The following is an 11,979-nucleotide window of genomic DNA, read 5'->3' on the forward strand; positions in this document are numbered from 1 at the left end:
CGGTTCGGTGGGTTCGGTGTTCGATCGCGGCGTTCATGCCGTGAGGACCAGGACGGAGAGCGCGGTCGGCACCGCGACGACGTAGATCTCGAAAACCACGCGCAGCGCCATCGGCGCGCCGCGAATCTCCATGAAATGCAGGCCGATCAGCCTGACCTTGACGAAGGCGACGGCCAACAGCGCGATCGCGGACACCGCGCCCGCCCGGTGAGTCGCGCCCAATACCCAGGACACGCAGGTCGCGGCGACCAGCACGGTCCACACCGCGGTCATTCGGGTCGATGTCGTCACTGTCCGCCTCACTGCATCAGGTAGAAGAGCGGGAACAGCACCACCCACAGCAGATCGACCATGTGCCAGAAGATGGCGCCGCTCTCGATGAGCACGCGCGTGCGTTCGGTCGGCCGCGGTTTCCTGCTCAGCCGCACGAGCCGGGCGAGTACGAGAACGCCGATCACGACGTGGGCGAGGTGAGTTCCGGTGAACATGAAGTAGTAGCCGAAGAAGCCGCCGCCCGAAGGGGTCATCCCTGCCGAGAGCAGCCGCGCCCACTCGACGGCCTTGACGATCACGAATCCGACTCCGCACAGCAGCGCGGCCAGGAAAAGGCGCGGGGCGCGCCGGGCGTCGCCTGCCGCCACCGCGCGTACCACCAGCAGCGAGCTGGTGAGCAGCAGCAGCGTATTGATCGCTCCCGAGGTCGTGTCGAGCAGTTGCCTGCCGGCTTCGTACGCCTCGGGCGCGCGCGTGCGTTCGAAGACGAAGATCCCGAAGAACAGTGCGAAGACACACATATCGCCGAGGACGAAGACCCAGATTCCCTCCTCGCCCGGCAATCGCTTCGCGGGCTCGGCCCGCGCGACCCGTTCGCGAATCAGTGTCATCGCGGCGCGAGCTCCGGTTCGGGCGCGAGCTCCGGCACGACCTGATCATCCACCCGCAGCAGCAGATAGCACATGATCAGGAACCACGACCCGAAGACCACCGCGGGCATCCAGAAGGCGAGCACGCCGTTCCAGGCGAACGCGCCGGATTTGAAGAAGACCGCGAATCCGCCGCCGCAGAACAGGAATGCCGTCCACAGGTTGTAATAGCCGACCCAGCGCGGCCACAGCGGTGTCGCGCGCCGGTCCCCCAGCACCGACAGCGCCAACGCGAGACATTGCAACAGCGCCGCGGGCAGATTCATGACGAACGGCAGCCAGGCCAGGTCGTTGAGCGCCTGGGTGATCTCCGGTGACCGTTCCGGCCGGTAGGAGGCGGCGGCGAACATGAAGACCGGCAGGATGATGGCCATGACCGCCAGCGCGGTGCCCACGATCATGGTGTAGGCCAACGGAGCGGCCCTGCCTTCGATGCTCTTGATCCGCACCGCCATGATCGCGCCGAACGGCGCCTGCAAGGTGGCGGCGAACATCATCAGCACGATGCCGATGCGGCGCACGTCGGTGTGCGTGCTCCAGAAGTGCGCGACCTCGGCCGCGGAGTCGGCGGGCGATGGCGGCGGCAGCAGTCCGGTCAGGACCACCCCGAGGAAGAACACGGCCACGAAAGCGGGGCCGCACCAGGCGCAGAGTCTGCGCACCCCTTGACTCATCTCGAACTCCGTTCTCGGTCAGCGGTATTCGCGGTTGCCGACAAGGTCGGAGCGGCCCGCGAGGATAGTGGTTGATTCGAAACAGATGCGCATCGCGGACCCGTCCCGCATGCTCGCCATGGGCGACCCGCCTATATTGACACATGCGTCATTTAGTGTCCAGGGTCACTTTCATGAGGGCTGTCTCACCCCGGCAACATGTAACTCGGCATATCGGCGATGCAGCGTCCGGCAACGCCGAACCAGTTGAACGGCAGGTGGTAGAGCATCAGCAGAGCCGCCGCACTGAACCCAACGACCGACAACAGTCGCACCGGCTCATGCAGGCGACGCGGCCACCGTCGATATCCGAATTCCACACACGAGACGCCGTCGGCACTCTCCAGCGCGGAGAGTCGGACATAGGTGAACGCCACTCCCAGCGCGGCCGTGCACAGGCTCTCGTAGAGCGGGAACTGGTACTGCGACCCGTCGAACAGCGTCAACGCGGCGGTGGTCTGCGCGTAGCCGTACGCCTGGGTGACCCTGATGATGGTGTTCTCCAGCAGGAAACCGCCGGTGAACTCCATGGCGAAAACGATCGAGTACGCGCTGACATCGCTGATGGCGGGATACCGGCGACGCAGCGACCGCACGGTGGCACAGCCGACGATCGCCGCGCCGGTGCAGAAGTAGATGTACATCGGAATACCCCAGGCGAGGCCCTCGGCGTAGCGGGTGGACGCCGCCGGGTCGTGAAAGGGCAGGAAGGCCGTCCACACGCCGCGGTTCACCGAATGGGCGTTCCAAGCGAACAGATAGTGGTGGATGTTCAGGAAGCCGTCGGCCACCACCCCGAACAACCCGCCGATGACGAACTTCCCGTCCAGCGACAGCCTGCCGTCGCGACGCCACGGCACGAGCACACAGCGCCAAACGAAGCCCGTCAGCACCGCGAGACTGGCGACTTCGAGTGCACGCAGGGCGAATTCGCGCCACACCGGATACTCGTCCGGTCCGAGGATCGGCGCAGGTTCGAACTGCTCCCCCGACAGCACCCAGCGCAGGATCGCCTGCGTCGCCAGCACCACCCATACCGCGCCGACCACCGCCCACACGGTCGCCGCGCCGCGTCGCGAGGCAGGGGCGGCCACCGCGGGGCCCGCCGAGTGCTTCTCTCGCACAACCATGATCGAACTCCTTGATATTCGGTTCACCCGCGCGCCGAGGGCGCAGGGCTCGCGCGGGCGGACCGGGAACGAGATCTTCCCCGCGGCAGCGGTTTCCGGCTCATCCATACGGCGGCTTCGCTACCGCGTCCGCACCATTTTTTATTCTAAAATAGAGTCGATGTCGTAGGCGACCCCGATTCGGCGCCGCGACCGACCATCGCCACAATATTGACACATAGGTCAATAAGTGTCTAGCATCACTTCGTCGGGTACTCACCCGCATCCCCCTCACCCCCGCCGCACGCCTCGTGCTCGCGCGGCGGATCACCGCCCGGCGCGAAGCGAATCGGGTCGCTGTTCCGGGAAAGGAAATCGAGATGAACGAACCGGGCTACACGCCATCGCCGGGATACGGCGAGCTACTACCGCATCCGTCACCGATCGTCGCCAGCGACTTCTCCGCGTGGTTCTTCCTGTTCTGGGCGGGTCTGCTGGTCGTCGTGTTGGCATTGCCCTGGGCGATCAGGCGCCTCGTCCAGTTCCGCGACACCCTGCCCATCCTGATGCTCGGCGCGGGTCTCGGCACCTCGCTCGGTGAGCCGATGCTCGACCTCGTCGGGCACCTGCGCTGGTCGGAGAACTTGCTCGGCCCGGCCTTCGTCAACTTCGGCATACCGGTACCGGTCTTGATCCCGCCCTGCTACATGCTGTTCATGGGCTTGGAGGCCTACTGGATCTGGATGATCATCCAGCGCGGCATCGACGTCAAACGATTCTTCCTGATGTTCGCCGCGGTGGGCATCAGCGACGCCGTCATGGAACATCCCGGCGTCATCATGGGCGTGTACGAGTACTACGGCACGCAGCCGCTCGAGTTCTACAAGTTCCCGTTCTACTGGTCGTTCACCAACGGAGTCGCGATCTGCACCATCGCGGTCCTCGTCCACTACGTGTGGCCGCTGGTCAAGGACAACGGCAGGCAGCAACTGTGGATCATCCCGCTGGGGATCATCGGCACCACCATGGGCGAATTCGGCTCGGGCTTCCCGGTCTTCCTCGCCATCAACGCCGATATCCCGACCTGGCTGCAGTGGGCCATCGGATGCCTGACGGTCCCGCTGTCGCTGCTGTGGATCCGGGTGCTCGCGGAACTGGTCGCCACGGAGAAGTCGGTCGAATGGACGTTCTGGGGCCTGTTCAAGTCTCGATTCATGACGCCGAAACGGCGCGAGCAATACATCCGCGGCATCGGCTGGGACGAGACCTACGAGCCGAAGCTGCCGACCTGGCCGCTCAACAACTGGCGCTCGACATCCTCGGCCGCACCGCCCGCGCTACCCGAACCGGAACGGGTACCCGCCGACGCGTAACCCTCCGCCCTCGGCACACACGCGCCCGCCCCGGCTCGACGGGGCGGGCGTAGTTTCGTCACCACAGGCTGCCCTCCAACAGCCGTACGAACTGATCCACCACCGATTCGAGCTGGTCGTGCGTACCGACGAAACCCGCGTACATACTCATCCCCCACATCACCGCGATCAGCATCTCGGTGATCGCCACGACGTCGATATCCGGGCGGACGGCGCCGCACTCGACGGCGTCTTCCAGCGAATCCTTGATGAAGGTCCGCACGTCGTCGAGCTGATCCCGCGATCTCGCGTCGAACTCGGGATTGCGGAACGAGTCGAACAGCGACGAGGCGATGAAGCGCGCGTAGGTGCGATCCGCCGAATCGATCTGCACCGCCGTACGCAGGAACGCCGACATGCGGTCCACCAGCGTCGGCTGGGATGCCGCATCGGTGATGCCCACCGCGATCACACTGTCGCGCGTCGCCTGGAACAACATCCGGTACAGCTCTTCCTTGCTGTGGAAGTGGTGATTGACGTTGGTGCGACTCACCCCGGCTCGCGCCGCGATGTCCTTGAAAGTCGCTCCGTCGTAGCCGACTTCACTGAAAATCTCACGCGCCGCGTGCAGTATGCGATCCCGGGTGTCGGCGCCGTCCGAACCCGCAGGACGCCCTCGCCCCCTGCGGTGACCCGCTGCCACCTCGGCCACAATCGCCACCTCTCCTCGACCGGCCCGCACGTACTTGTCGGTCCCGACCTCCGCGGTGGCCACACCCGACCGGTTCAGGACTTCCCGACCAGTCTAATTGACAGCACTGTCAGCATCGGACCCGCCCCGACGTCGACGGGCGCCTGCATCCATGAAAGTTCCTCTCGATGACAAGATTTCGCGCGAAACCGCCGACGAGGACCATCGGCAACCGCGTCCCGCTGGACGGCCGCGATCCGCCGTTCGAGTTCCTCGACGATACCGAAGCGCGGGGACACCCGCCGCGCGGCGGGATCGCCTGCGGGAGGCTCCTTGTTATTTAATCTAGCTTAAACTACAAAGGATCTATCACGCACAGCGCAATGAAGGAGCGACGCAGTGACCACCCTTTCCGCCGAAGAGCAGTCCGTCGTCGACACGGTCCGGGAGTGGGTGGACCGGGAGGTGCGACCGGTCGCCCGTGAACTGGAACATGCCAACGAGTACCCCGACAAGCTGATCGAACAGATGAAGCACATGGGGATCTTCGGTCTCGCCGTGCCCGAGCCCTACGGCGAGGCGCCGGTCTCCACGCCGTGCTACGTGGCGGTCACGGAGGAACTCGCCCGCGGCTGGATGAGCCTCGCGGGCGCCATGGGTGGGCACACGGTGGTCTCGAAGTTGCTGGCGGCCTTCGGAACTCCGGAGCAGAAGCAACGCTACCTGCCCAGGATGGCCACCGGGGAAGTCCGCGCGACCATGGCGCTCACCGAACCCGGCGGCGGATCGGATCTACAGGCGATGACCACCACCGCGCGCCGCGACGGCGACGGCTATGTGATCAACGGCGCCAAGACCTGGATCAGCAATGCCCGGCGTTCCCAGCTCGTCGCGCTGCTGTGCAAGACCGACCCGAAAGCCACGCCGCGACACCGCGGCATCAGCATTCTGCTGATCGAACCCGGCCCGGGGTTCACGGTCTCGCGCGATCTGCCCAAACTCGGCTACAAGGGTGTCGAAAGTTGCGAGTTGTCCTTCGAGAACTACCGCGCCCCCGCCGAGGCGGTCCTCGGCGGGGTGGAGGGACGGGGCTTCGCCCAGATGATGAAAGGTCTCGAGACGGGCCGGATCCAGGTCGCCTCGCGCGCGCTCGGCGTCGCAAGGGCCGCGTTCGACGACGCGTTCGAATACGCCAAGCAGCGCGAGAGTTTCGGCAAGCCGATCTGGCAACACCAGGCCATCGGCCACTATCTGGCCGATATGGCCACCAAGCTGACCGCCGCGCGCCTGCTCGTCCTCGATGCCGCGCGGCGATTCGACAACGGGCAGCGCTGCGATATGGAGGCCGGGATGGCGAAGCTGTACGCCTCCGAGACGGCCATGGAGATCGCGTTGAGCGCCGTGCGAATCCACGGCGGCTACGGCTATTCCACCGAATACGACGTGGAGCGGTATTTCCGGGACGCCCCGTTGATGATCGTGGGCGAAGGGACGAACGAGATCCAGCGCAACGTCATCATCGGGCAGCTGATCGAGCGCGGCGGTCTGGATCGCTGATCCGCGACGGGTGGCCCGCGGCGGACGCGCGGGTCACCCGTCCCCGGTTCGAACCGTATTATTGATTCGTGCCTAAAAAATCGACACCCGACGAGACCGCGGGGAACAACGGCGGCCCGAAGTCCGAGCGCACCCGCCAACGCGTCCTCGACGCCGCGGCTCGCGTGCTGAGCCGCAAGGGTTACGCGGGCACGCGGTTGGCCGATGTCGCCGACGAGGCCGAACTCCAAGCCCCCGCCATCTATTACTACTACTCCTCGCGCGAAGAACTCATCGAGGAGGTCATGTGGACCGGGCTGGCGCACATGGCCGATCACCTCGAGCAGACACTGGACGAGATACCGGCCGAGACGACCGCACTGGAACGTATCGAGTCGGCGGTCGAGGCCCACCTGCGCTTCGAGTTGTCGGTGTCGGACTACACCGCGGCCGCGATCCGCAACGCGGGCCAGATCCCCGAGCAGATCCGCGCCCGCTACGACCAGGAAGCCACCCGCTATGGCGACATCTGGCGCAAACTGTTCCAGGATGCGCTGGAAGAGGGCTACCTCCGCCCCGAACTGGACGCGGGCGCCGCACGGATGCTGGTGCTCGGCGCGCTCAACTGGGCGGCGGAATGGTGGAACCCGCGCCGCGGTTCGCTGGAGAAGACCATCAGCACCGCGAAAACCATCGTCCGCCACGGACTCAGCCCCGACCCGGATCAGGTGCCGACGGTCCCCCCACGCTCCCGAACCCGCAGGACCGCGCGCGCGACGGCACGAAAACAGACCGGCGTCACCACCGATACCCGATCGGCCTAACCGGTCCTGGCGGCGCGTCTGGTTTCCGCGAACGCCAACGCGTCCGCCCAGCCGGCTCGTCGCATGAGCAGGCCGCGGTACTTCATGATCACCGATTGCCCGTTGACCGTGAGCACCCCGGCGAGGCGGTCGCCTTCGCGATACAGCGCCACGCAGCGGCCGTCGCGGTCGAAGTCGCCGTCGACGACCGTCACCTCGTCGGCGGTGGGTACTCCGACGAACTGGATGCGGCTGTCGTACCAGTCGGACCAGAAGTACGGAACCGTCCGATAGGCTTGCGCCGCAGCGGGATTCAGAGCGTTGCGGGCAGCGATCGTGCCCTGCTCGGCCGCACTGGTCCAGTGCTCGAGCCGCATCGACCGGTCGAACAGGTCGTTGTGCCACCGCGCGACATCGCCCGCCGCGTACACACCATCGACGCCTGCCCACAGGGTCGAGTCACAGACGACGCCGTTGTCGATCGTGAGACCCGAACCTGTCAGCCACCCGGTGGCGGGGACGGCGCCGATGCCGACCACAACCAGGTCCGCGGGGATCGCGGAGCCGTCCGAGAGTCGCACCGCTTCGACCTTGCCCTGGCCGAGCAGTCCGGTCACCGTGACCCCGCAACGCAGGTCGGCGCCGTTCTTCTCGTGCAGCGACGCGCACCGGGGACCCATGAGCTCGCCGATCGCCCGCACGAGCGGGGTCGGCATGGATTCGAGCACCGTGACCTCCAGTCCGCGTTTGCGCGCTCCCGAAGCCACCTCCGACCCGATGAATCCCGCGCCGATCACCACCGTGCGCGCCCCCGCGTCCAGCGCGGCGCGCACCGCGATCGCGTCGTCGAGAGTGCGCAGTGCGTGGACCCCGGCCAGTCCCGCCGAGCCGGGCAGTGAACGGGCGTCCGCGCCGGTCGCGATGACGAGCGCGTCGTAGCCGATCGCCCGCTCGCCGAGGTGTACCTGTTTGGCACCGGTGTCCAGTCCGGTCACCGCGGTACCGAGGGCGAGGTCGACACCCAATTCCTCGCGCAAAGTCCGCGCGGGACGGAATGTGGTCGACGCGGGCTGTTGTCCGGACTCGAGCGGATCGAGGTACGCCTTCGACAGCGGAGGCCGATCGTAGGGCAGGTGGGGTTCGGCGCCGATCATGGTGATCGAACCGGCGAAGCCTGTCTTCCGCGCGGCCTCGGCGGCCCGCAGCCCGGCCAAGCCCGCCCCGACCACCACCATGTCGTCGATCGTCATCGCCTTCGCCTCTCTTCGCCGCTCACGAACTCGCCGTTGGCCTCAGCCCACCGGGTTGACGCCGGGGACCGCCGCGTCCATGTCCGTGATCCGACTCCAGTTGGCCGCGATCTCGTCTATGGACGGGGTTTCGGTGAAGGAGAAGCCCTTGGACTGGAAGTACTGCACGCGGTGCACCTGACCGCCGCCCGCGACCACGACCGTGCCGCTGTCGGAGCATTCCTCCGACATCAAGTAGCCGACCACCGGAGCCACGTGCGCCGCGGGCAGCTCGGCCAGCACCTCGGCGGTCGCGACGTCCTGGGTCATGCGCGTCGCGGCTATCGGCGCGACGGCGTTGGCCAGGATGCCGTGCCGCGCACCCTCGATCGCGAGAGTGTTGACCAGGCCGACGAGTCCGGATTTGGCGGCGCCGTAGTTCGCCTGGCCGAAGTTGCCGTAGAGACCGCTGGTCGAGGTCGCCACGACGATCCGGCCGAAGCCCTGCTCGCGCAGGTGCGGCCACGCCTGCCTGGTGACGTGGAAGCCGCCCGCCAGGTGGACCCGCGTGACGAGATCCCACTCGGCTGCGTCCAGTTTGTGAAATGCCTTGTCCCGCAGGATTCCCGCGTTGTTGACCACACCGTGCACGGCGCCGAAGGCGGTGAGCGCCGTTTCGATGATCGCGGCCGCGCCCTCCTCCGTGGCCACGGTGTCGTAGTTGGCGACGGCCTGCCCGCCCGCTTCCCGGATCTCCTCGACCACGATGTCGGCCACCGCGCTGTCGCTTCCCGATCCGTCGCGGGCTCCGCCCAGATCGTTGACCACGACCTTGGCCCCGCCGCGTGCCAGCAGCAGCGCGTATTCACGCCCGAGCCCGTTGCCCGCACCCGTGACGACGACGACGCGATCCTCGACTCCAGCCATCTCGGCCTCCATTCTTTAATCTAATATAAAAAAGAGTGCGCCTGAGGTCAACGCCGGTTCTCGCTCAACCGAGTTCGGCGCCGACGATCGACACGAAGGACACACAACTGCCCGGCCTGCCGCCGAGATTGTGGGTCAGCCCGATCCTCGGGTCGCGCAGCTGTCGCTGTCCGGCCTCGCCGCGGAACTGCAGCCAGCACTCGTACAGCATGCGCAGACCGCTCGCGCCGACCGGGTGTCCGAAGGACTTGAGCCCGCCGTCGGGATTCACCGGCAGTCCGCCGTCGAGGTCGAAGGCTCCGTCGAGGATCTCCTTCCATGCCGTACCGCGCTCGGCGAAGCCGAGATCCTCCATCAATACGAGCTCGGTCGGGGTGAAGCAGTCGTGGACCTCGGCCAGCGAGATGTCGCGGCGCGGGTCTTCGATGCCCGCCTGCGCATAGGCGTCGCGCGCGCTGTGCACCACCTCCGGGAACGTGGTGTAGTCGTAGCTCGGATCCGTCGCGCCGAGTGCGGGACCCGCGGCCAGCGACAGCCCTTTGACGTACATCGGACGGTCTGTGTAGTGGTGGGCGTCCTCGGCACGCACGATCAGCGCCGCGGCCGCGCCGTCCGACACCCCCGAGCAGTCGAACACTCCGAGGCGGCCTGCGACCTTCGGCGCCGCCTCGATCTTCTCCTTGGATACCCCGGACCGGAACTGCGCCTTGGGATTACGCGCGCCGTTGGCGTGGTTCTTCCATGCCACGTGGGTCATCGCCGCGCGCATCTCGCCCGGGTCGAGGCCGTATCTGCCGCTGTAGGCCGGATCGAGCAGGGAGAAGGCGGCGGGTGCGGTCAGGATCGACTCGGCGGCCGTGCCGTCGCCGGGCGGGTCGGCGCGCAGCAAGCCGGAGTACCCGGAGTCCTTGAGCTTCTCGGCTCCGATCGCCATGACCCGGTCGTAGGCGCCGGACGCGACTGCGTAACAAGCGTTTCGGAACGCCTCAGACCCGGTCGCGCAGTAGTTCTCGACCCTGGTGACCGGCTTGTACGCGACCGCGAGCGCACGGCTCAGCGTCATCCCGGACTGTCCCGAGGCGAGCGTGCCGAACCAGTACGCGTCGATGTCGGCGCGGTCCAGCCCGCGCGCGCACGCGAAGGCTTCGGTCGCCGCGTCGATCACCATGTCGTCGACCGAGGAGTGCCAGTGCTCGCCGAATCGCGTGCATCCCATGCCGACGACGGCGACCCGATCACGAATTCCGTTGCTGCTCACGCCGATACTCCCGCTTTCTCGACGGTCGCGGCGGATTCGACGTCGGGTGCGGGCCGCAACCTGGCTTTCCAGAAGTAGTTGTGCACCCCGGCGGCGGTGTAGAGGCGCCGGAAGACGAGATCCGCGCGGACACCGATCGCCAGATCGTCGGGCCTGGCGTCGGCGACCTCGAGGGTGTACCGGCCGCCGCCGTCGAAATCGACCACCGCGTCGACCAGCGGCGGCGATGGGGAGAATGCGAGACGGTCCACGGTGTAGGTGGCAACGACACCGCTCGCGTCGGCCATCGGAATCGGCTCGGTCTCGTCGACCGACCCGCACTTCTTGCACACCCGCGCGGGCGGCAGCTGCACGAATCCGCAAGCCAGACAACGGCTTGCGGTGAACGTGAATTTCCAGTCCCTGGCCCGCGCGCTCGGCGGCGCCGCCGGGCGATCGGGTTCGGGGCGCCGCGGCGGCTCGCGATCGAGGTGACCGCGCCAGCTCAGGTAGGTGAAGTAGCCGATGTCGGCGCCTGCCGCGAGTTGGTCGCGCACCGGAATCGCCTGCCTGCGCTCGGCCAGCCGCGCGGTGGTGCGCAGGAGCAGGGCGTCGCATCCGTCGGCGACCGAGATCACCAGGATCGTCTCCCCCGGCGCCGCCTGATCGAGCACATCGGCGAGACCGACACCGAGGTCGGCGCATCCGCTGTGTCCGATCGGCGAAATGTGGGTCCGCGCACCGGCGCCGAACTCGGCGGCGTTCTTCTGCACCGCCGGGTTCGGCGACACCACGAGTGCGTGGTCGACCCCGTCGAGGCCGGCCTCGGCCAGCACCTCGCGGACGCATTGCCCGGCAACGGGAAGGTACTCCTCGAGGCCGAAGCGCTCTTCCCACAGATCACCTGACGCCGAAGCGGGGTCGCGCCAGCGATCCAGGATCTCCAGGGAGCGCGACGCCTGCGCGAGGACGTCGGCGATCGCGGCATCGGCGTCGCCGAACAGGAACGCCGCGGCGCCGTCACCGCCGCCGCGCTCGTCGGCCGAACCGGGCCTGCCGCCGCGGACGTCGGCCAGCACGACCGAACCGCCGCATGCCGCGGCGGCCCGCCATGCGGCGACCGCCGATCGAGCGGCGCCGCCGACGTCGGCCGCGAAGACCGACGCGGGAAGTCCGAGCGCGGCGTGCACCGCGCAGGCGTTTGTCTTGTCGAGGTAGGCGGGCGAGGTCGTGGCGAAGTAGATGGCGGATGTGGCGTCCGCACCCGTCGCCCGCAGCGCGGCCCGGATCGCTTCGAATCCCATGGTCGTGCTGTCTTCGTCGAATCCGGCGACCACGCGCGCTCCTCGGCCCGGCCCACTGCCGAGCGCGGCCGATATCTCGGCCCGCGACAACCGGTGCCGGGGCAGATAGCTCGCATACCCGACCAGAGAAAAGGGAGTATCCATCGTCGTCCTCG

Annotated in this window: 12 protein-coding genes; 3 read left to right on the forward strand and 9 right to left on the reverse strand. The window is 67.3% G+C overall.

What is annotated here, in order from left to right; genetic code table 11:
- Window positions 1-33 precede the first annotated feature (33 nt).
- From IT779_RS10505 to IT779_RS10520, 4 genes are all read right to left on the reverse strand, one after another.
- Entirely contained in the window at window positions 34-291 is a 258-nt protein-coding gene (locus IT779_RS10505) for a cytochrome C oxidase subunit IV family protein (RefSeq protein WP_332838737.1), read from the reverse strand.
- Window positions 292-299: 8 nt separating this feature from the next.
- On the reverse strand, window positions 300-884 hold the full coding sequence (locus IT779_RS10510) for a cytochrome c oxidase subunit 3 (protein WP_196149035.1): 585 nt from the start codon (window positions 882-884) through the stop codon (window positions 300-302).
- Window positions 881-1,597: a hypothetical protein gene (locus IT779_RS10515; RefSeq protein WP_196149036.1), complete on the reverse strand. Its 717-nt coding sequence runs from the start codon at window positions 1,595-1,597 to the stop codon at window positions 881-883. Before IT779_RS10515 ends, IT779_RS10510 begins: the two co-directional genes overlap by 4 nt.
- A gap of 185 nt (window positions 1,598-1,782) precedes the next feature.
- Window positions 1,783-2,766 carry a spirocyclase AveC family protein gene (locus IT779_RS10520; protein WP_196149037.1) on the reverse strand — a complete coding sequence of 328 codons (984 nt, stop codon included), beginning with the start codon at window positions 2,764-2,766 and terminating at the stop codon, window positions 1,783-1,785.
- 359 nt (window positions 2,767-3,125) lie between these two features.
- On the opposite strand from IT779_RS10520, the gene IT779_RS10525 reads away from it, so the two are divergent.
- Window positions 3,126-4,118, forward strand: a complete 993-nt coding sequence (locus IT779_RS10525; protein WP_196149038.1) for a hypothetical protein — start codon at window positions 3,126-3,128, stop codon at window positions 4,116-4,118.
- Between the two features lie 58 nt (window positions 4,119-4,176).
- Here the strand turns inward: IT779_RS10525 and IT779_RS10530 are convergent, their stop codons facing one another.
- The gene (locus IT779_RS10530; RefSeq protein ID WP_196149039.1) at window positions 4,177-4,818 is read right to left on the reverse strand and encodes a TetR/AcrR family transcriptional regulator; all 642 of its coding nucleotides are present in this window, start codon (window positions 4,816-4,818) and stop codon (window positions 4,177-4,179) included.
- Between the two features lie 369 nt (window positions 4,819-5,187).
- Here IT779_RS10530 and IT779_RS10535 point away from each other — a divergent pair, with 369 nt between their 5' ends.
- Window positions 5,188-6,345 (forward strand): acyl-CoA dehydrogenase family protein, encoded by a 1,158-nt coding sequence (locus IT779_RS10535; RefSeq protein ID WP_196149040.1) that lies wholly within the window; start codon window positions 5,188-5,190, stop codon window positions 6,343-6,345.
- A 68-nt stretch (window positions 6,346-6,413) separates the two neighbouring features.
- On the forward strand, window positions 6,414-7,148 hold the full coding sequence (locus tag IT779_RS10540) for a TetR/AcrR family transcriptional regulator (protein WP_196149041.1): 735 nt from the start codon (window positions 6,414-6,416) through the stop codon (window positions 7,146-7,148).
- Here IT779_RS10540 and IT779_RS10545 read toward each other — a convergent pair.
- The 4 genes from IT779_RS10545 to IT779_RS10560 form a co-directional block, all read right to left on the reverse strand.
- Window positions 7,145-8,377 (reverse strand): NAD(P)/FAD-dependent oxidoreductase, encoded by a 1,233-nt coding sequence (locus IT779_RS10545; RefSeq protein ID WP_196149042.1) that lies wholly within the window; start codon window positions 8,375-8,377, stop codon window positions 7,145-7,147. The genes IT779_RS10540 and IT779_RS10545 overlap by 4 nt on opposite strands.
- 42 nt (window positions 8,378-8,419) lie before the next feature.
- Window positions 8,420-9,283 (reverse strand): SDR family NAD(P)-dependent oxidoreductase, encoded by an 864-nt coding sequence (locus tag IT779_RS10550; protein WP_196149043.1) that lies wholly within the window; start codon window positions 9,281-9,283, stop codon window positions 8,420-8,422.
- A gap of 64 nt (window positions 9,284-9,347) precedes the next feature.
- On the reverse strand, window positions 9,348-10,541 hold the full coding sequence (locus IT779_RS10555; RefSeq protein ID WP_196149044.1) for an acetyl-CoA acetyltransferase: 1,194 nt from the start codon (window positions 10,539-10,541) through the stop codon (window positions 9,348-9,350).
- The gene (locus IT779_RS10560) at window positions 10,538-11,968 is read right to left on the reverse strand and encodes an OB-fold domain-containing protein (RefSeq protein WP_196149045.1); all 1,431 of its coding nucleotides are present in this window, start codon (window positions 11,966-11,968) and stop codon (window positions 10,538-10,540) included. The genes IT779_RS10555 and IT779_RS10560 overlap by 4 nt, the downstream gene beginning before the upstream one ends.
- Window positions 11,969-11,979 lie beyond the last annotated feature (11 nt).

Source organism: Nocardia bovistercoris, from assembly GCF_015674855.1.
Lineage (GTDB): Bacteria > Actinomycetota > Actinomycetes > Mycobacteriales > Mycobacteriaceae > Nocardia > Nocardia bovistercoris.

Coding starts and splice junctions, on each gene's coding strand:
- IT779_RS10510 (WP_196149035.1), bottom strand. CDS start 884: ATGACACTGATTCGCGAACGGGTCGCGCGGGCCGAGCCCGCGAAGCGA.
- IT779_RS10560 (WP_196149045.1), bottom strand. CDS start 11,968: ATGGATACTCCCTTTTCTCTGGTCGGGTATGCGAGCTATCTGCCCCGG.
- IT779_RS10550 (WP_196149043.1), bottom strand. CDS start 9,283: ATGGCTGGAGTCGAGGATCGCGTCGTCGTCGTCACGGGTGCGGGCAAC.
- IT779_RS10515 (WP_196149036.1), bottom strand. CDS start 1,597: ATGAGTCAAGGGGTGCGCAGACTCTGCGCCTGGTGCGGCCCCGCTTTC.
- IT779_RS10520 (WP_196149037.1), bottom strand. CDS start 2,766: ATGGTTGTGCGAGAGAAGCACTCGGCGGGCCCCGCGGTGGCCGCCCCT.
- IT779_RS10525 (WP_196149038.1), top strand. CDS start 3,126: ATGAACGAACCGGGCTACACGCCATCGCCGGGATACGGCGAGCTACTA.
- IT779_RS10545 (WP_196149042.1), bottom strand. CDS start 8,377: ATGACGATCGACGACATGGTGGTGGTCGGGGCGGGCTTGGCCGGGCTG.